The sequence below is a fragment of the Rothia similimucilaginosa genome, from assembly GCF_029850875.1.
GTDB lineage: Bacteria > Actinomycetota > Actinomycetes > Actinomycetales > Micrococcaceae > Rothia.
Genome location: NZ_JAOVAM010000001.1, coordinates 406,047 through 428,399 on the forward strand (window position 1 = coordinate 406,047; position 22,353 = coordinate 428,399).

A 22,353-nucleotide genomic window follows, 5' to 3' on the forward strand; every position below is an offset into this window, starting at 1 on the left:
TACCTTGTGTGGGTACGGTAAACTAGAAAAATTGCAGGCTACACTGCATCGTTACGTCACTATGGTTCCGTGAGCGTTTGAGGCGCTTCTCGGGGCCGCGGAAGAACCAGCCGAGGAAGAATCGTGGCAGATAAGCGCGAAGAGAAGAAAAAGAAGAAGGAACGCACTCCGGGCACTTTCGCCCAGATGAAGCAGGTCTACCAGATGACCAAGAAATCCGACCCGAATATCGGTTGGATTCTGACTCTGTCGGCTTTGGGTACCCTTTTGGTTTTCCTCCTCATCGGTATTGCCCTGAATAACTGGATTACTTTCCTGATTCTGGGTCTGGGCGTTGCCGCTATCGTGGCGATGCTTCTGCTGGGTCGGCGCGCGCAGACTGCAGCTTTTGCTCAGATTGAGAACCAGCCCGGTCGTAGTGGTGCGGCGATGAACTCGGTGCGCCGCGGCTGGATTGTTGAGGAGCAGCCCGTTGCTGCGAACCGCAACCAGGATCTAGTGTTCCGTGCGCTGGGCCGTCCCGGTATTGTGCTGGTGACCGAGGGTCCTCACAGCCGTGTGAGTTCCCTGGTTAACACCGAGAAAAAGCACCTGAACCGTGTAGCTCCCGGCGTTCCGGTTCACGTGATTGAGACTGGTCACGAAGAAGGTCAGGTTGAGCTCAAGGACGTTGTGAAGACTATGAACAAGCTTCCGAAGGCGCTGACTCAGCAGGAGATGCAGGTTATTTCGGGTCGTCTGAGCACTCTGAACACGATGCGTAACCCGATGAATGGACTGCCTAAGGGCGTTGACCCGATGCGTGCTCGTCCTGACCGTCGTGCAATGCGCGGCCGCTAATTGAGGATTTTATGTAAGTGTGAAGGCTCTGGTTTTTCCTTTCGGGGAAACTCCGGAGCCTTTTACCATGTCCAGTGATTGTTCTCGCAATCAGGGTGTCTATCTGGTGCCTTGCACTGTGGGTTTGCCTTTGACGCAACAGCTTTCCAAGATTTGTAACATTACCGAAACACGATAGTCACGCATACGCAAAAAATAACCACTATCCTGGATATGTCACAGGGTTTTGCCCGCGACCAACACTAACATCAAAGATTGACGCGTTACTCGGGAGATACCCTCCCCTACGTTCAATCGCACAAGGAGCAGTCCTCATGTTTACCAGCCCCCAGGAAGTTCTCGACTTTATCAAGAACGAAGAAGTAGTCTTCGTTGATATCCGATTCACCGACATGCCCGGCGTGCAGCAGCATTTCAACTTGCCCGCTAAGGCAATTGATGACGATTTCTTCATCAACGGCCAGCTTTTTGATGGCTCCTCTATCCGCGGCTTCCAGGGCATTGCAGAGTCTGACATGCAGCTGATCCCCGATGTTCAGTCTGCGTACGTTGACCCCTTCCGCATTGAGAAGACCCTGGTCATCATCTGCTCCATCGTGAACCCCCGCACCGGCGAGCCCTACCACCGTGACCCCCGCGGCGTTGCTGAGCGCGCTGAGGCTTACCTGCAGTCCACCGGCATTGCAGATACCGCGTTCTTCGCATCCGAGGCTGAATTCTTTGTCTTCGAGGATGTCCGCTACCAGGTTGAGCCGAATTCTGTGTTCTACAAGATTGATTCCGACGAGGCTCCCTGGAACACCGGCCGCAAGGAAGAGGGCGGCAACCTGGGCAACAAGACCCCCGTCAAGGGCGGCTACTTCCCCGTCTCCCCTGTCGACAAGCAGGCTGACCTGCGTGACGCAATGTGCGTAGCAATGGACGAGGTTGGTCTTGAGGTTGAGCGTAGCCACCACGAGGTGGGCGCAGCCGGCCAGGCAGAAATCAATTACAAGTTCGATACCCTCACCAAGGCAGCTGACGATTTGCTGAAGTTCAAGTACGTCATCAAGGGCACCGCAGACGCATGGGGCAAGTCCGTAACCTTCATGCCTAAGCCCGTCTTCGGCGATAATGGCTCCGGTATGCACTGCCATCAGTCGCTGTGGCAGGACGGTGAGCCTCTCTTCTACGATGAGCGCGGCTACGCTAACCTCTCTGACACTGCACGCTGGTACATTGGCGGTCTGATTGAGCACTCCTCCGCTGTGCTGGCATTCACTAACCCGACCGTGAACTCGTACAAGCGTCTGGTTCCCGGCTACGAGGCTCCCATCAACATGGTGTACTCGCAGGGTAACCGTTCTGCCGGTATCCGCATCCCGATTACCGGTACCAACCCGAAGGCTAAGCGTCTGGAGTTCCGTGCACCGGACCCCTCCGCTAACCCCTACTTCGCGTTCGCTGCTCAGCTGATGGCTGGTCTGGACGGTATCCGTAACCGCATTGAGCCGCCGGCACCGATCGATAAGGACCTGTACGAGCTGCCCGCTGAAGAGGCTAAGGACATCAAGAAGGCTCCGGCTAACCTGGAGGAGGCACTGGCTGCTCTGGAGGCTGACCACGACTTCCTGCTCGAGGGCGGTGTCTTCACCGAGGACCTGATTCAGGCGTGGATTGACTACAAGCGTAAGAACGAGCTGGAGCCGCTCTCGCTGATTCCGCACCCGCTTGAGTACCAGCTGTACTACGGCGTCTAATTCCAGGCTTCTAGATTTGAGCTCTGAGCCCGGCCCCGCATAGGGCTACGTTCCGAATAGTATGCAATGGCCTATATGTTCCCTTGGGGGAGCATATAGGCCATTGTTGTGTGTTCTGATGGGTATCTGCAGGGATTCTGTGGAGTGCAGGCTCACCGAACCATTTTGGTGACGGTTCGTGTCTAATATTTATCTTCCTCGATGAGCTTCGTGTGTCTTAGTTGCGCTTGGAGTCGCTCTAAGGGCTAAGCTGTTGATGCTGGCGGTCCCTCCCTTTTTTGTTCTGCAACCGAAGGAAACATCAGTCTTTTTATGCCGTCAGCTCCCACCTAATAAATATTGGCAGAGGTGGGCAGGACAGAGGTCGGTATCGAGCATGTGGAGATGCTGTTGAAGCTCTAAAATCTCATAGCGGACGCAAAGAGCATGAGAGCATACTATAAGATACTATCTTTGCAGGTCCCGGAATTTTTCGCAGACAGGCGTACAATGAAAGTGCAAGCGTCCGGCCGGTGGCACCTCCGAATTCCGCGAGAAGCGACATCACATGGCCGTGTTCTCTCGACTAGGTATCCGGGTTTTTCATACACCAAAGCTAGTATCGCCGATGACCGACCGACCCGTCTGACGCTACTTCCAATGTCAACAAGGAGAATTCTCATGGCTTACCAGCCGACCATCCTAAACGGTGAAACTGTCTTCCGTAACGAAGTTTTTCAGACCGGTCTTATGTCCCAGCTGCTGGACGGTATTTACGACGGTGAGATGACCATCGGTGAACTCCTGAGCCACGGCAGCTTCGGTGTAGGTACCTTCAACGGTCTCGACGGCGAAATGGTCGTCCTCGACGGAGTCTGCTACCAGGTGCGTCACGATGGTTCCGTATCTATGCCGGATCTGACTCAGCAGACCCCCTACGCCGTGGTCACTAATTTTGTGCCCATGATTAAGCGTGAGCTACCGCAGAACCTGCTCCGTAAGTCTGCCTCGCAGATTCTGGATGACTTCACCGTCTCCAAGAACTACATGTACGCCATCAAGATTTACGGCGAGTTCGAATGGGTCCGCACCCGCACCGTGAAGAAGCAGGAAAAGCCCTACCCGAAGATGGTAGACGCAACCGAAAATGAAGACATCGTCCAGTTTGACAACGTGACCGGTACGATTGTTGGTTTCCGTACACCCATCTACGAGCAGGGTATTTCGGTGCCGGGCTGCCACGCTCACTTCATCGACGACGACCGCACCCGCGGCGGCCACGTGGTCGACTTCAAGCTGCGCTCCGCAAAGGTCGAGATTTGCCCCGGTACCGGTCTGCAGCTGCACCTGCCGCTGACCTCTGAGTTCTCCTCCGCTAATCTCTCCCCTGAGGATTTGGCAGAGCAGATTTCTAAGGCTGAAAAGCACTAAGCTCCCCCCCCCCGGGATATAGCAACGAAGGGGCTGCCCTCTACAGATCTGTAGAGGGCAGCCCCTTCGTGTTTATATGCACTGTAAACGGCGCTTACGCCTCGGGCACGAACTCACCGTAACCGCGCTCGCGCAGGGCGGCACGCACCTTCTCGGCGGCCGCATCCAGCTCTTCAGTGGTTGCGTCCTTCTTTGCATTAGCCGGATCGTAATCAGCCATGCCGTCAGCTGGGAACAGGTGGATGTGGGTATGCGGCACGTCGAAGCCCGCAATCATCAGAGCTACACGGTCCTTATCAAACGCCTGATCCAGGGCACCAGAAATCTTGTGCGCTACAGCAAACAGGTGCGCTGCCAGTTCAGCCGGCAGATCGGGCCAACGGTCAATCTCAGCGCGGGGAACGAGCAGTAGGTGACCTTCCGACAGAGGCATGATATCCATGAACGCCACGCACTGGTCATCCTTCCAGACGAAACGACCCGGGATTTCGCCATCAATAATCTTAGTAAAAATCGTGCTCACGATACTCTCCTTCATGCGCCGTCATCAGCGCGTTTGAATCTCAAAATTCAGACTCTATGCCTGAACCTCAATACTCTCACCGGGGTTTAGATGCTTCAGCTCAGTACCGTACTTCGCACCGAAATTCGTCACCAGGCCCTCAATAATGCCGGTACCGTTCTGGTTAATCATGCCGTTGTGAATCGGAACCACACGCTGCGCGCCGGTCGCAATCACAAAATCGATGACTTCCTGAACCTTCGACCAGGGGGCATGAATCGGCACCAGGACGGTATTTGCACGCACCCGGTGAGGAACCACCAGTGAATCACCCGGGTGGTACACGGCACCGTTAATCAGGTAACCAACATTGGCGATCATCTGAATCAGCGGGTGAATCAGGGCGTGCTGACCGCCGTAGGTCTTCACCTCAAAACCGGGGATGCTGAACTCAGAATCAGAGGAAACAACGGTAACCTCGGCAGCAGGCACAGCCTCATTAATAACCTGGGCGACAGCCTCGGGAGCCCAAATCTTCAACGGGTTCTGCGACTCGGCGCGCTGAGCAATCAGCGGCAGCACCGACGGTTCATCAAAATGGTCCGGATGCGCGTGAGTCACGAACAGGTAATCCGCGCCTTCCAGCACGGTGACATGTTCGCCTTCAGCAGCAAAGTTACCGGGGTCAAGAACGAGGGTGTGCCCCTCATTCTCAAGGCGGATACATGAGTGGGTGTACTTCGTCATTTTCATAGTTTTAGTCTACCGTTAACTCTCATTCATGCCTGTTGGTGACTTCACCTTTTGGAATAAAGCGCAAATCACTCACCTTTTGAACGCCTCTAGTGTAAAGTCGTAAGACAAGATCGACCACACAATGGGGCGGAGGTCCGCCCCGAAAGGTTCAGCAATGGACACTCATATTCCCGTACGGAGAATTACGAAGCCCGCCGAAGCCCGAAATACCCGCCAGCGTCGCATCATCAAAGCGACCATGGAAGAGCTCGGTGATTTCATCTCAGCACAGGATCTGCACCTGATCCTCGCGAACCGCAAGGAACAGGTCTCTCTCGCAACCACCTACCGTGTACTGCAGTCGCTGGCTAACGCCGGCGAGATCGACTCGGTCAAGGGCATTGAAGGTGAGACCCTGTACCGCCACTGCCAGGTGAAAGATCACCACCACCACCTGCTCTGCCGCCGATGCGGCACCGCCATTGAGCTGGAAGCACCCGCCCTCGAGGACTGGGCGCTGGCGATGGGCAAGCAATACGGCTTCTCGGAGCTGGAGCATGTGGTAGAAGTGACCGGCTACTGCCCGGACTGCACTTTAGCACGTCGCCAGGAAGAATCGCAGGGCGGCGCTGCACGCTAATGTTGCAGGCTAAGCCGCAACCTCTAAGCCCCTCATTCTGAGGAGCTATCCCCATCCAGGGAAAACCTTCTCAACGAAGGAAACGGCGCCTTCAAAGATCTTTGACGCCGCGACAGCACGACACACAGGGCATCTGTACAAGACAACACCACACATACTAAGCCCCCGCCGCACCGGGACACCCCCCCCCCTTCACCGCGGCACCCATGCACGACAATGAAAGAGCCCCACCTCATTCCTGAGGCGGGGCTCTTTCTTATAGGTTCTATGCCTTCTCAGTCAGCTGACGGCCCGACGCGCTATGGCGACGCTTCACGCCACCAATCACACGGCACACCACATAAATTAGGAAGGAAATACTGGTCACGTAGGGGCTAATGGGCAGGGAACCGGCAAGAGCCAGCAGAATACCCCCCACAATGGACGCCTCCGCAAACAGCACCGACAGGATCAGGGTGCGTACCGGAGAGGCAGTCACCTGCATCGCCGCAGCCGCCGGAGTAATCAGTAGCGCTAGCACCAGCAGCGAACCGACTACCTGCACCGACAGCGCCACAGCAATACCCAGAATCACCATGAACACCAGGGACAAAAAGCGCATCGGCACGCCCTTAGCGCGCGCGACCTCCGGGTCCAGGGAGGCGAAGCTCAGCGGACGCCACACCATCACCAGCAGGGAAATAATAACCACCGCACCAATAATCATGGTGTGCAGCTGGTCAGCATCCACAGACACAATCTGACCGGTCAGCAGACCAAACTTATTGGCGCTACGACCCTGGTACAGGGAGAGGAAGAGAATACCCAAGCCCAAGCCGAACGGCATGAGTGCACCAATCACCGAGTTCGAGTTACTCGCCTTAGAGCCCAAAAAGGCAATCAGCAGAGCCGAGGCAATCGAACCAACCATGGAGCCGGTCACCACGTCATAGCCGAGCAACAGGGCAAGGGCGGCACCAGCGAAAGACATTTCAGAGATGCCGTGCACCGCAAAGGCGTGGTCGCGCATCATCACGAAAATACCGACGAAACCGCCGATAAGGCCCAGAACAGCGCCAGCAAAAATAGAGTTCTGCAGCATCTGCAGCAGCTCACCGTAGCGGTCAAAGACGAAGATACGGGAGAGCAAATCATTCTGCGCGACGGCAACCGGAGCCAGAGCAGGGAGGAAAGCAAGAATGGTCATCGAGTGGTTCCTCCCGGAAGGTGTAGGGTGCGCTGCGGTTCAGAAAGACCAGACTTCAGGTGAGAGCCATGAATGTTCTGGTCGGTGCCCACAAGATGGCAGTGGTCGCTGGCGTGAGTCTCACCCACCACCACATAGCGGCCGTTGGATTTGAGCACGCTCACCGGAGTTCCGTACAGGGAAGTGAGGGTCTCGCTGGTCATAACCTCTTCCACCGAGCCGACCGTGAAACGGCCATTCGCCAAGTAGAGGACACGATCCACATGCTCAATGATGGGGTTAATCTCGTGGGTCACGAACACTACCGCCACGCCGCGTTCACGATTGAAACGGTGAATCAGCTCAGCCACCGCGTACTGGTGGTTGAGGTCCAGGGAGAGGAGTGCCTCGTCAGCCAGCAGAATTTTCGGGTCGTTCGCGAGCGCCTGAGCAATACGCAGGCGCTGCTGCTCACCGCCGGAGAGAAGGCCCACCGGCACGTTCGCGTATTCGGTCGCGCCGACGGCTTCGAGGAGCTCGTCCACCTTGGCGCGGTATTTTCGGCCGTGCAGGCGGATGCCCCAGCGGGGCCCGTCCACGCCAAGTCCCACCAGGTCGCGGGCGCGCATCGGGGTGGAGGTAGGGATGGACTTCTGTTGCGGTACGTAGCCGACTCCGGCGTTGCCCAGGCGTGCGGGCTTGCCGAGCACAGAGATTTCGCCGGCGTTGAGTCCGGTCAGACCGAGAACAACTTTGAGGAAGGTGGACTTACCGGAGCCGTTGGGTCCGAGCACGGCGAAGTATTCGCCTGCACCGATGTCGAGGGTTAGATCTTTCCAGAGGGTGCGGGCCCCGAAAGCGAGGTTACCCCCGCGAATAGAAATCGCGGGGGTGGCACCGTTATTATTACCAGTCACTTAGGAGAGCGCCTTTTCGAGGTTGCTGACGTTGGTCTTCATCCATGCCAGGTAGTTGGTGTTCTCCGGCAGGGTTTCGGTGAAGGATACGTAGTTCACCGAGGCGTCCTTAGCTGCCTGTAGCACCTCATTGGTCTGGGAGGTAGAGGTCTGCTCGTTGTATGCGAGTAGATGGACCTTCTTCTCGGTGACCATGTCCTTGGTTTCCTTCAGGACGAGGGCGGGAACGTCGTTGCCGGCTTCGGCCGCCTCAACGAATTCGCTGGGGGTTGCGTTCTCTGCGCCGGTGGAGGAAATCAGATAGTCCGGCACAGGCTCGGTGGACAGGTACTTCTTACCCTCGCCGGCGATTGCCTTAGCTGCTGCATCCAGTGCGTCCAGTTCCTTGGCGAAAGTGGATGCGTTGGTGCGGAACACCTCAGCATGTGCGGAGTCGAGGCCTGCAAGCTCTTCAGCGATCTGCTGGGCGATCTTCTTCATGGTTTCGAAGTCGTACCAGAGGTGCTCGTTGAATTCGTGTGCGTGGGCGTGGTCGTCGCCGTCTTCGTGATGTTCACCGCCGCGGTGGTCCTCGACCAGGTGGGTGTATTCGGCGTCGGTGAGCTTACCGCTGATCTTGACCGCGTTCACAATCTTCTGGGAGGTGTTATCCTTGCCCGCGAGGTCTTCAAGGAACAGGTCGTAGCCTGCGCCGTTGATGACGATTAGGGATGCGTCCTTTGCCTTAAGGCGGTCGGCGCTGGTGGCTTCATAGGAGTGGGGGTCGGTGCTGGTGGAGGCAATCAGCGCGGTCACCTCAATGTATTCGCCGCCAATCTGCTTAGCGATATCTGCGTAGACGTCGGTGGAGGCGACAACCTTGACCTTGCCTTTGGAACCAGCCGAGGAGGATGAACTGGAGGAGGTGTTGTTCTCGGTTGCGCAGCCTGCCAGCAGCAGGGAGGATGCAGCGAGTGAGCCCATTGCGGTGAGGAAGTGCTTACGGGTAATCTTCGGGTACGACATATGGGCTCTCTTTCGCTTCGTTCTGTTCTGTAGGTTTCTTAACTACATCATGAGCACACCCGTATAAACAACTCTTTATTGGTCTCATTATTGGTCTCATTGAGGTGATGTTGGGCGGCTCATTTCTCTGTCAGGAGCTTATGGAGCAGGGATATATAGCCAGGCCCATTCCGCTCCCCCAATGCCGCTTCATACCGCCCCCTGAGACTACCTCTTACGTACCACCATCAACCGTTTTTGGCAGTAAAACAGCCCACCCCGCGCTCTTCTTCACGAGAGTGCCGGGCGGGCTGTGTGTTCAAGATTCCCCTGTTTTACTCGGGGTATCTCACGATGCGGTTATTGGGCTTTACGCGACTGCTGTCGGCGCACACGCTCACGCACCGCGTCCTGGGTGGTGTCGTTGATTTCGCCGACGAGCTCCTCCAGCACATCTTCGAGGAAGACCACGCCGAGGGTTACGCCATGCTCATCCATAACCTGCGCGATATGGGTTCGGCTACGCTGCATGGAGGCGAGCGCGTCATCAATATCGGTGGTCGGGGTGAGCGTGTCCAGGGAACGCAGCTTGTACCAGGGGAAGGGCTCATCGAACCGTTCGGAGGCGATGGCGAGGGCGTCCTTCACGTGCAGGTAGCCCATGTAAGTTCCGTCGCTGTCGGCAATGACGAAGCGGGAGTAGCCGCTGCGTGCCACGGCACGTTCCAGCTCGGCTGGGGTACTGCCGAAGGGCAGGGTGACGAGTTTATCGCCGGGCACCATGATTTCGTAGACGTCCTTCTCGGTGAATTCGAGAGCGCTTTCAATCACGCCTGCGTCGTCTTCCACTGTGCCTTCCGCGGTTGAGGTTGCCACGATGGTCTGCAGCTCACCCAGGGTGAAGGTGGAGGCGACTTCGTCCTTCGCTTCGACCTTCATGAGCGCCAACAGCTTATTGGACAGATTGTTCAGCAGGGCAACCACGGGGGCGAAAATTTTGGAGACGGTCACCAGAGTCGGCACGATCCAGAGAGCCACACCGCGGGCGGCGAGGGTCACGGCGGCGTTCTTGGGAACCATCTCGCCGAAAATCACGTGCAGGTAGGTGACCAGGATCAGGGTGATACCGAAGGCGAGCACATCCACGATTGTGTGGGGCAAGCCGACCAGGTGCAGGGGCACCTCCAGCATGTGGTGCAGCGCCGGTTCTGAAACGTTCAGGATCAGCAGGGAGCAGATGGTGATGCCCAGCTGGCAGGTGGCGAGCATGAGCGAGACATTTTCTAGCGCGTAGATGACGGTCTGCGCTCGTTTATTGCCTTCTTCGGCGAGCGGTTCGATTTGTGCTCGTCGGGTGGACATAATGGCGAATTCACCGGCGACGAAGAAGGCGTTTCCGGCGAGCAGGATGATGAGCAGTACTATGGCTACCCAGTCGTTCATGCGTTGCCTCCCTTTTCGGTCTGTTCCTGCGCACTAGGTGCGGGGGTGAATCGGATGCGGTCCACGCGGCGGCCTTCGAGGGTGTCCACGCGCAGGGTGCCGCCGGGCACGGGGACGCTGTCGCCTACTTCGGGGATGCGACCGAGCCGTTCCATCATAAAGCCGCCGACGGTTTCATATTCGGGGCTTTCCTCAACCTCGAGCCCGGGGATAAGGGTGTTGATTTCGTCGGGGCGGCGCAGACCGGAGAACACCCAGTCGCCGTTGCCGTAGCGTAGGGGGCGTTCGGTGCGGCCGCGGTCGTGTTCGTCGGAGACTTCGCCGACGATTTCTTCGACGAGGTCTTCAAGGGTTGCGATGCCCGCGGTTCCGCCGTATTCGTCGAGGACCACGGCAAGCTGCAGGGCGCCCTGGCGCAGCCGGGTGAGCAGCGCGTCCAGGTGCAGGGTTTCGGGCACCTGCAGCACGTCTTCTGCGAGGGCGCCGGCTTCAAGGGTTTCGCGGACCTCCGGGGGCACACCGACTGCCTTCTTCACGTGCACGACGCCCACAATGTTGTCGTGGTCGCCCTTGTAAAGGGGGAATCGGGAGTGGCCGGTGGAGCGTGCCAGCTTGATGACTTCGGTAACGGGGGCGGTGTCTTCGAGCATGGCGACCTGCCCGCGCGAGGTCATCACTTCGGAGGCGGTCAGCTCGGAGAAGCGCAGGGTGCGGTCCACAAAACGTGCCGTGTCGGAGTCAAGGGTGCCTTCTTCCGCGGAGCGGCGCACCATGGAGGAGAGCTCTTCTGGGGTGCGTGCCGCGGAGAGTTCTTCTTTGGCTTCCATGCCGAAGCGTCCGAGGATCCAGTTGGCGGAGCCGTTCATGAGGCGCACGAGTGGGGACATGACCCGGGTGAATGCCAGCTGTGCGGGGGCAACTCGGCGTGCCACGGTGTAGGGGGCAGCAATGGCGAGGCCTTTGGGCAACAGCTCGCCAATAATCATGGACAGCAGGGTTGCGACGAGCATTGCCAGCAGCAGGGTGAGCATATCGGTCACGCTGCTGGGCAACCCCATGCTGTTGATTACACCGGTGGTGAGCGCCTTGATGGCGGAATCGAGAGTGTAGCCGGTCAGCAGCGTGGTGATGGTGATGCCAATCTGGCAGCTGGACAGCTGAGTGGAGAGGGTTTTGAGGCAACGCAGGACAGCGTCTGCGGCTTTATCGCCGGAGTCTTTTGCCTGCTGCACGGTCGCAGTTTCGAGTGCCACGAGGGAGAACTCTACGGCGACAAAGAAGCCGGTACCCAGGATGAGGAGTAGACCGATGAGTAGGAGTATCAGATCCACGCAGTCACCGCCTCCGCGGGGTGATTTGCGCTGTGCTGGTTCTGGCGTAGAGATTCAACAGGCATCTTGTCCAGATGCTGAGCGCCCGAGGAGGGGCTATTTTCGGGTGCGCTGATGCCATAGGGCACAGCGTGTGCTGGCAGTATTCTGCATTGACTAGTAGTCAGAGTCTTACTCAAAGGGTCATCCATACCCCATATTTTAGCGAAGGTTTCGTCTCTTCCAGACGCCTTAGAGCGCCTGCTCACAAGTGCAAGACTGAGATTGTTATGCATGCGGCTCATAGCAAATCAGCAAGAGTAAAAAATTGCATTGCGGATATAGCGCGATGAGCTGGAAAGTTCACCGTGCTTCTCTTTACACTTATACATAGGAGCATGAGTGTGCCGCCATGCAAGCGGATGAACCCCGACGTTCACGGCACGCTAGGCAGGTTGGTACGGTGCACACCCGCACACACAACAGCCACCAAAGGCGATGCGCACATGCTCAGCGTGATGATTCGCCCCTCGAAGACGCGGGTCGTCTATGCCGGGCGAGCCCCGGACGCGACGGATAAATTCACACTAATTGGAAGAGGCGTTATAACGTGCCAAATCTGCCAGAACATCTGGTTCCTGAGGAATTTGCCGGTAACGAATGGTTCGTTGAAGAACAGTACGAGCGTTACCAGAAGGACAAGAACCTCGTGGACCATTCATGGTGGCCCATTTTTGAGACCATCGATAAGGCGCTGGGAGGCGCCGGTACCACTAGTGCAGCTCCTGCTGCGGCACCCGCTGTACCTGCTGCACCTGTAACACCTCCAGCTCCCGCGGCACCGAAGCCTGCGGCTGCGCCTGCTACCCCCACCCCTCCCGCTGCTACCAAGAAGGCTGAACCTGTGGAACCTGTTGAAGACAAGATTGTCCCCCTCCGCGGCCCTGCTAAGGCAGTCGTCACGACCATGGAAGAGTCGCTGACTGTCCCCACCGCAACCACCGTTCGTGCGGTCCCCGCAAAGTTGCTCATTGAGAACCGCACTGCCATCAACAAGTACCTGGCAAGTACCCGTGGCGGCAAGGTCTCCTTCACTCACATCATCGGTTACGCAGTAATTCGCGCGGTAGCAGCGATGCCTTCGATGAACGTGACCTACGGTGTGGATGAGAAGGGCAAGCCCGTTGCAATCCACAACGCACACGTGAACTTTGGTCTGGCTATTGACCTGCCCCGCCCCGATGGTTCCCGCAACCTGGTTGTTCCGAACCTGAAGGGTGCTGAACAGCTGAGCTTCCGCGAGTTCTGGGATGCGTACAACGACATCGTTAAGCGTGGCCGTAATGGCGCGCTGACCATTGAGGACTTCCGCGGCACCACTGTTTCGCTGACCAACCCCGGTGGTATTGGTACCGTCCACTCGGTGCCCCGCCTCTCCAAGGGCCAGGCGGCCATCATTGGTGTGGGTGCTTTGGAGTACCCGGCTGAGTTCCGCGGCCTGTCCGAGAAGCTCATCACTCAGCAGGGCCTATCCAAGATCATCACCCTGACCAGCACCTACGACCACCGCGTCATTCAGGGTGCAGGTTCCGGTGAGTTCCTGAAGCTGGTTGAGCACTACCTACTCGGCGGCGACGACTTCTACGATGCAATCTTCCGCGACCTGAAGGTTCCTTTCGAGCCGGTTCGTTGGGCCCGCGACAACCACGTCGATGACGCTCAGGAAATTTCCAAGGTTGCACGTATTCAGCAGCTGATTCACGCTTACCGTGTGCACGGCCACCTGACCGCAGCAACCAACCCCGTTGGTTACAAGATGCGTTCGCACCCGGACCTGAAGCTGGAGAACTACGGTCTGACCCTGTGGGATCTGGACCGCGTCTACCCGACCGGTGGCTTTGGCGGTTCTGAGCGTCTGCCGCTGCGCACCATCCTGGAGCGCCTGCACGAGGCATACTCCGGTTCTCTGTCCGTTGAGTACATGTACTCTGAGGACCCCGAGGTTCGTGCATGGTTCCAGGAACGTCTGGAGCGCGGTGCCGCTAAGCCCACCCGTGAGGAGCAGTTGCGTGTTCTTTCCAAGCTGGTTGAGGCTGAGGCGTTTGAAAACTTCCTGCAGACCAAGTACCTGGGCCAGAAGCGTTTCTCCCTGGAGGGCGGCGAGTCCCTGATTCCGCTGCTGGACGCTGTTCTGGACAAGGCCGCTAACAACGACCTAAAGGGCGTTGCGATTGGTATGGCACACCGCGGTCGCCTGAACGTGCTGACCAACATTGCCGGTAAGTCCTACGCTCAGATTTTCCGTGAGTTCTCCGGCACCGCAGCACCTTACGAGGGCGGCTCCGGTGACGTGAAGTACCACCTCGGTACCGAGGGTGTCTTCACCTCCGATTCCGGTAAGCAGACCCAGGTGTACGTGGCTGCTAACCCCTCGCACCTTGAGGCTGCAAATACCGTACTCGAAGGCATCGTCCGCGCTAAGCAGGACGTCTACCGCGAGCAGGGCATTGAAGGCCACCCGGTCCTGCCGATCCTGATTCACGGTGACGCAGCGTTCGCGGGCCAGGGCATCGTCATGGAGACCCTGCAGATGGCTGGTCTGAAGGCCTACACCACAGGCGGCACCCTGCACGTTGTGGTGAACAACCAGATTGGCTTCACTACCCTGCCGAACGATGGCCGCACCGCAACCCACGCCTCCGACATTGCGCGTATGACCAAGGCTCCGGTCTTCCACGTCAACGCTGATGATCCAGATGCTGTAGTTCGCGCCGCACGCCTGGCATTCGAGTACCGTGAGCGCTTCGGTTGCGACGTTGTCATTGACCTGATTTGCTACCGCCGCCGCGGTCACAACGAGGCTGACGATCCGTCGATGACCCAGCCGAAGATGTACCAGGATATTGACGTCCTGCCCTCGACCCGCACCCTGTACGCACAGGATTTGGTCGGTCGTGGCGATGTCTCTCAGGAAGAGGCAGACGAAGTTCTGAACTCCTACCACTCGAAGCTGGACGCTATCTTCGTCGAGACTCAGTCTTCGGCACCGGCTCCTGCTGGCGCACATGTTTCCGGTCTGGAACTGCCCGCATCCCAGCAGAATACCGAGGTCGTTCACTCCGGTAAGACTGCAATCTCCCGCGACACTCTGCAGCACATCGCTGACGCGTTCGGTAAGGCTCCCGAGGGCTTCACCATCCACAAGAAGCTAAAGAAGCTCATGGACCAGCGCGTTGAGATGGGCCGTAGCGGCAACGTGAACTGGGGTATGGGCGAACTGCTCGCCTTCGGTTCGCTGCTGATGGAGGGCACCGACGTTCGTATGAGCGGTCAGGATGTTCAGCGCGGTACCTTCGTTCAGCGTCACGCTGTTCTGCACGACCACATCACTGATGAGGAATGGTCGCCGCTGGAGCACCTCTCTGAGGATCAGGGCAAGTTCCGTATCTACAACTCTTTCCTCTCTGAGTACGGCGTTCTCGGCTTCGAGTACGGCTACTCGGTAGAGCGCCCCGACTCGCTCGTGGTGTGGGAGGCTCAGTTCGGTGACTTCGCAAACGGTGCTCAGACCATCATTGACGAGTTCGTGTCCTCCTCCGAGCAGAAGTGGGGTCAGCGTTCCTCGCTGGTTATGCTGCTTCCTCACGGCTACGAGGGTCAGGGTCCTGACCACTCCTCGGCTCGTGTTGAGCGTTACCTGCAGCTGTGCGCTGAAAACAACATGACTGTGGCTTGCCCGTCGACCCCGGCTTCGCACTTCCACCTGCTGCGTCGTCATGCTCAGCACCGTCCGTACAAGCCGCTGGTGGTGATCAGCCCCAAGCAGCTGTTGCGTCTGAAGGCTGCTGCATCCTCGATTGAGGACTTCACTGAGGGTTCGTTCCAGCCGGTGATTGGTGACCGTTCGGGCATCAACCCGGCTCAGGTTGAGCGTCTGGTCTTTGTTTCCGGTCGTCTCTACTACGATCTGGAGGCAGAGCGCGAGCGCCGCGGCGACACCAAGACCGCTATTGTCTCGGTGGAGCAGCTGTACCCGCTGCCCGAGCAGGAGATCAAGGAGCAGCTGGCTCTGTACTCGAACGCTACCGACATTGTGTGGGCTCAGGACGAGCCCGCTAACCAGGGTCAGTGGCCGTTCATGGCAGTGAACCTGTTGCCGTTGCTGGACCGCCGCGTGCGTCTTGCTTCCCGTGCTGCTGCGGCTTCCCCGGCTGCTGGTACCGGTAAGCTGCACACTGCTGAGGCTGAGGCCCTGTTCAACCAGGTCTTCGAAGGCTAAGGTCTTCTGCGGCTAAGCAGCTAAGGTTTTAGCTCTTCAAAACCCGTCTTCCCATCAGATGTTTCTGGTGCGAAGACGGGTTTTTTAGTCTCAGATACTTACCGGAGAGGATATTAAGTTCGAAAAGAGGCTCAATAGCGCTTATCCTAGATATGAAGACTATTACTCACGTGCCTTGCCGCCTCTACGGCGGGCGCATCCTGCTGAAGAAAGAATTCCGTGGAGCAACGCAATATTCGAATTGTGGCAGTCGGCGATGACCTGCTCGCCGGTGTTGGCGACCCCCGTACCCTCGGCTGGTTTGGCCGTGTTATGGCGCGCACCCCGCAGACCACTGCATCCATTGCGGCATATAACCTTGCCGCGCCCAATGAAGGTAGCGAGCAGCTGAATGCACGCTGGTTTGAGGAGGCGCGCCGCCGCTTCGTTCCCGGTGCTGATAACCGCCTCATTATTGCTCCGTCGACCTTTGACATTGATTTGGGTCTGACCAGCGCTCGTTCGCGTTTGAACCTGGCAAACATTGTGGACATGGCGTCGCAGAACAACATTAAGGTTCTGGTTGTTGGTCCGCCGCCGACCCTGGACGCTGAGCGTAACCGCCGTATCGCTGACCTGTCGGCGGCATACGCGGATGTGGTGACCCGCCGTAACCACGTGTACGTGGATACGTTCAACCCGCTGCTTCACCATGAGCAGTGGCGCAACGATCTTGCTGCAAATGATGGTCGCCCGGGTCAGTCCGGTTACGGTCTGATGGCGTGGCTGGTTCTGCACCGCGGTTGGTACAACTGGCTGAACATTCCTGAGCACGGCTAAGAGCCTGCTCCCCCGGCTGGGACTGCGAGTTGATGCGAAGAAAGTTCGTGTTTTTTAGCTCATATCCCGGTTCCAAGATGCAATCATGCCGTTTCTATGAAAAAATAGACGGCGTTGCCCTTATAGCGTGGGCCACCGGTTTTCGGTGGCCGCCTCTGCTAGGGCAGGTAATAGGGAGCGCGCACCGCGAAGGTGGGGCGTGCATCCATGAACACTATAAGGAGGCTCTGATGAGCAAGCGCGGTCGTAAGCGCAAGGACCGTCGTAAGGGCGGCGCAAACCACGGTAAGCGCCCCAACGCATAAGGTATCTTGTATACACTTTAAAACCCCGGCGTTTCGGATATTATTCGGACCCGGGGTTTTGCTTTACCCGTAGATGTTTGTGGGCGTTCTGCGGAATAAAGAGAAGAATTCTACGTTATGGATGTGAACGCCTGGCGCGTTCCTGTAGAGGAGAAACATGGCTGAAACCAACACCGCGGCGGATACCCGCGAGCTGCGCGAACGCTTTACCGCGGATGCTATGCAGTATGTGGATCAGCTCTACGCTGCCGCCCTGCGGATGAGCCGCAACTCTGCCGATGCTGAAGACTTGGTGCAGGAAACCTATATGAAGGCTTTTGCCTCGTACCACCAGTTCACCGAGGGTACGAACCTGAAGGCGTGGCTGTACCGCATCCTGACGAATACGTACATCAATCTGTACCGTAAGCGTAAACGTGAGCCACAGCAGTCTCAAGGTGAGACGGTGGAGGATTGGCAGCTAGCTCAGGCCGGCGAGCATGATGCGGTAGGTCTGCGTTCTGCTGAGGCGGAGGCGCTGAGCGCCCTGCCGAATACCGAGGTTCGTGAGGCTCTGAACGAGCTGTCTGAGGATTTCCGCATGGTGGTGTACTACTCCGATGTGGAGGGTTTCGCGTACAAGGATATTGCGGAGATTCTGGATATCCCCATGGGCACGGTGATGTCTCGTCTGCATCGTGGCCGCCGGATTTTGCGTGAAAAGCTACTCGATTATGCGCGAGAGAATGGTCTGCGCCCTTCGACTATCGCAAAGGTAGCAGCGAAGACACATGCTAAGGCGCAGCCGGCTAAGGCTACCACAGCCAAGGGCGTAAAGTCTCCGCCGGCGAGCTCTCGTTCCGAGGTGCCTGCGGATTCTTAACTCCGTTCTTCTACCGGTGAGATAGCCCCATGAGGTTATGGCTAGACTTCCCCTAACGCTTTATACCTTCCGTGTGAAAGGAACCCCCGATGTCAAGCACAGACAAGAATTTTTCCGTCCCCCAAACCCCTGCAGCTTCCGTAGCTTCTGAGCCGCTAGAGGATTGCGGAGGCCAGCCCTGCTCATCGACCCTCAAGCGCCTCTACGAATTCCTCGATAGGGAGCTGAGCCCCGAGCAGCTACACACAATTCAGGCGCATCTGAATGCCTGCCCCGAGTGCGCGGATGTAAAGGACTTTGAGCTGATGGTGCGTGAGAAGATGCGTTCTTCGTGCGCTCAGCAGGCGCCCGAGCAGTTGAAGGTGAGACTGTTGCAGGATGTGCAGAATTTCTGCGCCAAAGCGAACCTCTAAACTGCCCCAAGTTGTTGTCCCGCTGAGGTACAGAAATCGAATGATGAGTAAAGGTGGTGCACCAATGACGGTGCGCCGCCTTTACGCGTATTGGTTAGTTCACGCTGTATAGCTCGTGTTACCTGGTTCGTTCGGGCCGCATATCTCAGCGCTGGAGCCCTCAGCGGCTCGCAAACCCTCAACCGGTAGAATAGTGGTAGACGTCAACGGGCACAGCGTCTCTGAGTCTGCGCCCCCCATGATTTGAACCAGAAGAGGATGTATGAGCGACGCAGCAGTGCAACTTTCCCCCGGCGATTGGCCCGCTCCCCTGGTGCCCGCCTCCAGCGAAACCGCTGGCAAGAACGCGCTGGTGCATATTCCGGGTTCTAAGTCGCTCACGAACCGTTATCTGCTGCTTGCTGCTTTGGCCGATTCCCCTTCGTATTTTCGTGCGCCTCTACATTCGCGCGATTCGGCGCTGATGATTGAGGCGCTGCGTCAGCTAGGGGCGGGTATTGAGCTGGTGCCGACCGATTCGCCGTTTGGTCCGGATATCAAGGTCACTCCCCTCAACTTTGCGCAGGCAGATTCCATACAGCCGCAGGCGGTGTCGATTGAGTGCGGTCTTGCCGGTACCGTGATGCGTTTTGTACCCGCTCTGGCGGCACTGCTGCCGGGTGAGTTTGCTTTTGACGGTGACCTGCATGCCCGTCAGCGTCCGATGGGTCCTGTCCTAGAGGGTCTGCGTCAGCTGGGTGTGCAGGTGGATTATGAGCAGGGCGAGAACGCTCTGCCCTTCGTGCTACGCTCCCCCGGTCTGGCGAGCGCGGAGGGTGTCTCTGAGGCGCCCGTTGTTCGTATTGATGCTTCGACCTCGTCTCAGTTCGTTTCGGCTCTGCTGTTGATGGCCCCTCGCCTGCCGCAGGGCATGGTGCTGGTGCACGAGGGCTCTTCGGTGCCGTCCATCCCGCACATTCAGATGACCGTGGAGGCACTGCGTCAGATGGGCATCGAGGTTCAGGAGCACTACCCGAGCCAAGGCAACGAAGCAGAAGGTGGCGAGTACCGTTGGACGGTTCACCCCGGTTCTTTCCCCGGCTTTGAGATGACCATTGAGCCGGACCTGTCGAATGCCGGTCCGTTCCTTGCCGCTGCCGTGGTTACCGGCGAGTCGGTAACTATTCCCCACTGGCCGGAACCCGCGGCTGATTCTTCGGCGGGCACGACCCAGGTGGGCGATATGTGGCGTGAGCTTCTGCCCGCACTGGGTGCACAGGTTCGCTACTCTGAGGGCCGTCTGACCGTAACCGGTCCGGTGCAGCTTCCCGAGGGTGATTTCTCCTTTGACCTGTCTGCCGGTGGTGAGTTGGCGCCGACTATGGCGGCTGCCTGTGCTTTCGTGAAGGGTCGCGTGGAGCTGACCGGTATTGCGCATCTGCGCGGTCATGAGACGGACCGCCTTGCCGCGCTCGCCGCTGAGATTAACCGTCTGGGAGGCAGCGCCCACGACACCGCCGATTCGCTGGTGATTAAGGCGCCCATCCCCGCTACCGTTGAGGCTGCACAGGTTCTGGCTCGCACCTACGACGATCACCGTATGGCGACCTTCGCAGCGATTATTGGTCTGCGCCGCCCCAACGTGGTGGTGCAGAATGTGGCCACCGTGGCTAAGACCATGCCCCAATTTACCGCAATGTGGGAGGATATGCTGGTGCAATGGCAGACCGGCGCTTCCACCGTTACCGCCGACCAGGAGGTCTTCTAAATGGGTTCTTCCCGCATGAACGTGCGCGATTTCTCCGAATGGGATGAATCGGATGTGCGCGTGCGCCCGAACAAGAAGGGCTCCCGCCCCCGCACGAAGGACCGCCCGACCTTCAAAGAAGCGATTCGTGGCAGGGTCATTACGGTGGACCGCGGCCGCTGGTCGGTCGTCGTGGATGAGGGTACCGAGAAGGAGCGTACCCTCATTGCGGCGCGCGCTAAGGAGCTGCGCCGCACCGCGATTGTGACCGGTGACTTTGTGGACCTGGTGGGGGACACCTCCGGTGCGAAGGATACCCTGGCGCGCATTGTGCGTCTGGGCGAGCGCACCTCGATTCTGCGCCGTAGCGCCGATGACACCGACCCGTCGGAGCGCGTGGTCGTGGCGAATGCTCAGCAGCTGGTGATTGTGGTTGCTGCGGCGAACCCGGAGCCGCGCACCGGCTTCATTGACCGTGCCGTGGTGGCGGCGTTTGATGCCGGGATTGAGCCGATCCTGTGCATTACGAAGACCGACGTGCGGTACCCGCAGAACCTGCTGGATTACTATGCGGCGAGCGGTTTGAAGATTGTGCTGTCTTCGTCTTCGGATGGTTTGGCGCCGAGTCAGGAGGGCGCTGCCGGTTTGGAGTCGGCGCCGGTTCAGGAGCTTCTGCAGGAGCTGCTGGGTCAGGTGTCGGTGCTTCTGGGCCATTCGGGTGTGGGTAAGTCGACCCTGGTGAATGCGCTGACCGGCTCTGAGCGTGCAACCGGCCATGTGAACGCGGTGACGGGCCGTGGCCGCCACACTTCCTCGTCGGCGTTGGCGTTGCGTCCGGTGAATGCGAATGGGGATCCGATGGAGCCGGGCACCTGGATTATTGATACTCCGGGTATTCGTTCTTTCGGTCTGGCGCATGTGCCGCCGGAGACCGTGGTGGAGGCGTTCGTGGATCTGGCGCCGGGTGCGGCGAATTGCCCGAAGGCGTGTACTCACGCGGCACAAGCTCCCGAGTGCGGCCTGGAGGCGTACGTTGCTGCCGGTCATGCCGGTCAGAGCGGTCCCGCCCGCCTGGAGTCCTTGCGTAAGCTGCTGCTGTTGACTCCTGAAGAGGGCGATTCGGAGAAGGAACTGGGCGCTCTCGTCTAGGTTCTCTGCCCTGCATTACACACAGCACTGCACACACATTTTTGCTGACTACCTCACCGATACTGAAGAAGAGCATTACTATGAGCCGTCCCCAGCAGTACACCGACGATTTGCGTCTTGCGCATATTCTTGCCGATAGCGTCGATCGTGTGAGCGCCATGCGTTTTCGTGACCGCCCGGTCTTCTCCCCCGCATCCGAGGTGGTAGAGTCCGCCGAGGCGGCACCCGCTGCGGCACCGGTGGCGCCGTGGCAGCAGGCTACTCAGCAGCCCGCGGAGCCGCCGGCACCGGTGCAGGAGCCTGCCGATTACGCCTGGGGTGTAGCTCAGGAGGTTGAGGAGCTTCTGCGCGCGCAGCTGTCGCGTGTGCGTACTCGTGACGGTATTGCCGGTGAGCATGCCGGCTATAACGGTCAGGCGGCGCGCCAGTGGGTGATTGCGCCGATTGCTGAGCCGGATAATTTTCGCCGCGGCGTGCCGGTGTGGGCGACTCTGATTGCTTTGCTGGATCAAGGTGAGCCGGTGGTGGGTGTGGTGTCTGCACCCGCGCTGGGTCGCCGCTGGTGGGCTGCTCGCGGTTCGGGCGCGTACACGGGTAAGTCCTTGGCGCAGGCGACTCGTCTTGAGGTGTCTTCGCTGATTCAGCTGGATCAGCTGTCTGCCGCGTACACCGACCTCTCCTCCTGGAAGGCGGCCTCTGAAGGCGCTGTGGACCGCTCAGACGAACTCGTACAGCTTCTGGGCTGTGTGGGTCGTTCCCGCGCGTACGGTTCGTTCTGGGCGGCGTGTATGCTCGCTGAGGGTGCCGTGGACACCGTCGTGGACGCATCCCTGTCTTTCTACGAGGTGGCGGCGCTACTGCCGCTGATTCGTGAGGCTGGTGGCGTTGCCTCCACCCTGGAGGGCGATTTGCCCGAGCATGCGGGCGTTTCTGCCGCCGGTGTGCGCCCGGTGTCCCTGGTGGCAAGTAATACGGCGGCGGTCCAGCAGCAGGTGCTGGAGGCGCTCGCACCCCGACCCTAGTCTGCACTCCCCTCCCCGGTAGTGGTGACAATATAGCGAGGCGGCGGCTTTCCGGTAAGTGGAAAGCCTGTCTCGTATTCGCAGATGCCAGCC

19 protein-coding genes are annotated in these 22,353 nt (G+C 58.5%); 12 read left to right on the top strand and 7 right to left on the bottom strand.

Features of this window, described 5'->3' with window-relative positions; all coding sequences use genetic code 11:
* Positions 1 to 123: 123 nt before the first annotated feature.
* The 3 genes from QFX05_RS01560 to budA all read left to right on the top strand — a co-directional run bounded on the left by QFX05_RS01560 (position 124) and on the right by budA (position 3,989).
* On the top strand, positions 124 to 840 hold the full coding sequence (locus QFX05_RS01560) for a DUF4191 domain-containing protein (RefSeq protein ID WP_279740327.1): 717 nt from the start codon (positions 124 to 126) through the stop codon (positions 838 to 840).
* Positions 841 to 1,154: 314 nt separating this feature from the next.
* The gene (gene glnA / locus QFX05_RS01565) at positions 1,155 to 2,579 is read left to right on the top strand and encodes a type I glutamate--ammonia ligase (protein WP_279740329.1); all 1,425 of its coding nucleotides are present in this window, start codon (positions 1,155 to 1,157) and stop codon (positions 2,577 to 2,579) included.
* A gap of 660 nt (positions 2,580 to 3,239) precedes the next feature.
* A complete protein-coding gene (budA, locus tag QFX05_RS01570; RefSeq protein ID WP_279740331.1) occupies positions 3,240 to 3,989 on the top strand; it encodes an acetolactate decarboxylase in 750 nt (249 codons plus the stop codon).
* A gap of 94 nt (positions 3,990 to 4,083) precedes the next feature.
* Here the strand turns inward: budA and QFX05_RS01575 are convergent, their stop codons facing one another.
* Both QFX05_RS01575 and QFX05_RS01580 read right to left on the bottom strand, forming a co-directional pair.
* Positions 4,084 to 4,512, bottom strand: a complete 429-nt coding sequence (locus QFX05_RS01575; protein WP_279740332.1) for an HIT family protein — start codon at positions 4,510 to 4,512, stop codon at positions 4,084 to 4,086.
* A 54-nt stretch (positions 4,513 to 4,566) separates the two neighbouring features.
* On the bottom strand, positions 4,567 to 5,244 hold the full coding sequence (locus tag QFX05_RS01580) for an MBL fold metallo-hydrolase (protein WP_279740334.1): 678 nt from the start codon (positions 5,242 to 5,244) through the stop codon (positions 4,567 to 4,569).
* 157 nt (positions 5,245 to 5,401) lie between these two features.
* On the opposite strand from QFX05_RS01580, the gene QFX05_RS01585 reads away from it, so the two are divergent.
* The gene (locus QFX05_RS01585; protein ID WP_279740336.1) at positions 5,402 to 5,866 is read left to right on the top strand and encodes a Fur family transcriptional regulator; all 465 of its coding nucleotides are present in this window, start codon (positions 5,402 to 5,404) and stop codon (positions 5,864 to 5,866) included.
* A gap of 265 nt (positions 5,867 to 6,131) precedes the next feature.
* Here QFX05_RS01585 and QFX05_RS01590 read toward each other — a convergent pair whose 3' ends face one another.
* From QFX05_RS01590 to QFX05_RS01610, 5 genes are all read right to left on the bottom strand, one after another.
* On the bottom strand, positions 6,132 to 7,052 hold the full coding sequence (locus QFX05_RS01590; protein ID WP_279740337.1) for a metal ABC transporter permease: 921 nt from the start codon (positions 7,050 to 7,052) through the stop codon (positions 6,132 to 6,134).
* On the bottom strand, positions 7,049 to 7,948 hold the full coding sequence (locus tag QFX05_RS01595; protein ID WP_279740338.1) for a metal ABC transporter ATP-binding protein: 900 nt from the start codon (positions 7,946 to 7,948) through the stop codon (positions 7,049 to 7,051). The genes QFX05_RS01590 and QFX05_RS01595 overlap by 4 nt, the downstream gene beginning before the upstream one ends.
* A complete protein-coding gene (locus tag QFX05_RS01600; protein WP_279740340.1) occupies positions 7,949 to 8,953 on the bottom strand; it encodes a metal ABC transporter solute-binding protein, Zn/Mn family in 1,005 nt (334 codons plus the stop codon).
* 339 nt (positions 8,954 to 9,292) lie between these two features.
* Positions 9,293 to 10,375: a hemolysin family protein gene (locus QFX05_RS01605; RefSeq protein WP_279740342.1), complete on the bottom strand. Its 1,083-nt coding sequence runs from the start codon at positions 10,373 to 10,375 to the stop codon at positions 9,293 to 9,295.
* The gene (locus QFX05_RS01610; RefSeq protein WP_279740344.1) at positions 10,372 to 11,706 is read right to left on the bottom strand and encodes a hemolysin family protein; all 1,335 of its coding nucleotides are present in this window, start codon (positions 11,704 to 11,706) and stop codon (positions 10,372 to 10,374) included. Before QFX05_RS01610 ends, QFX05_RS01605 begins: the two co-directional genes overlap by 4 nt.
* A gap of 589 nt (positions 11,707 to 12,295) precedes the next feature.
* Between QFX05_RS01610 and QFX05_RS01615 the strand changes: the two genes are divergently transcribed.
* The 8 genes from QFX05_RS01615 (at position 12,296) to QFX05_RS01645 (ending at position 22,260) form a co-directional block, all read left to right on the top strand.
* Positions 12,296 to 15,964: a multifunctional oxoglutarate decarboxylase/oxoglutarate dehydrogenase thiamine pyrophosphate-binding subunit/dihydrolipoyllysine-residue succinyltransferase subunit gene (locus QFX05_RS01615; RefSeq protein WP_279740346.1), complete on the top strand. Its 3,669-nt coding sequence runs from the start codon at positions 12,296 to 12,298 to the stop codon at positions 15,962 to 15,964.
* A 219-nt stretch (positions 15,965 to 16,183) separates the two neighbouring features.
* On the top strand, positions 16,184 to 16,783 hold the full coding sequence (locus QFX05_RS01620; protein WP_005505446.1) for a GDSL-type esterase/lipase family protein: 600 nt from the start codon (positions 16,184 to 16,186) through the stop codon (positions 16,781 to 16,783).
* A gap of 230 nt (positions 16,784 to 17,013) precedes the next feature.
* The gene (locus tag QFX05_RS08380) at positions 17,014 to 17,088 is read left to right on the top strand and encodes a 50S ribosomal protein bL37 (RefSeq protein ID WP_095343185.1); all 75 of its coding nucleotides are present in this window, start codon (positions 17,014 to 17,016) and stop codon (positions 17,086 to 17,088) included.
* 157 nt (positions 17,089 to 17,245) lie between these two features.
* Complete coding sequence (locus QFX05_RS01625; protein WP_279740350.1) at positions 17,246 to 17,950, top strand: sigma-70 family RNA polymerase sigma factor; 705 nt, start codon at positions 17,246 to 17,248, stop codon at positions 17,948 to 17,950.
* 89 nt (positions 17,951 to 18,039) lie between these two features.
* Positions 18,040 to 18,363, top strand: a complete 324-nt coding sequence (gene rsrA / locus QFX05_RS01630; RefSeq protein WP_279740352.1) for a mycothiol system anti-sigma-R factor — start codon at positions 18,040 to 18,042, stop codon at positions 18,361 to 18,363.
* Positions 18,364 to 18,625: 262 nt separating this feature from the next.
* On the top strand, positions 18,626 to 20,110 hold the full coding sequence (gene aroA / locus QFX05_RS01635) for a 3-phosphoshikimate 1-carboxyvinyltransferase (protein ID WP_279740354.1): 1,485 nt from the start codon (positions 18,626 to 18,628) through the stop codon (positions 20,108 to 20,110).
* Positions 20,111 to 21,238: a ribosome small subunit-dependent GTPase A gene (rsgA, locus tag QFX05_RS01640; protein ID WP_279740356.1), complete on the top strand. Its 1,128-nt coding sequence runs from the start codon at positions 20,111 to 20,113 to the stop codon at positions 21,236 to 21,238.
* Positions 21,239 to 21,318: 80 nt separating this feature from the next.
* Positions 21,319 to 22,260: an inositol monophosphatase family protein gene (locus QFX05_RS01645; RefSeq protein WP_279740357.1), complete on the top strand. Its 942-nt coding sequence runs from the start codon at positions 21,319 to 21,321 to the stop codon at positions 22,258 to 22,260.
* The last annotated feature ends 93 nt before the right edge of the window (positions 22,261 to 22,353 follow it).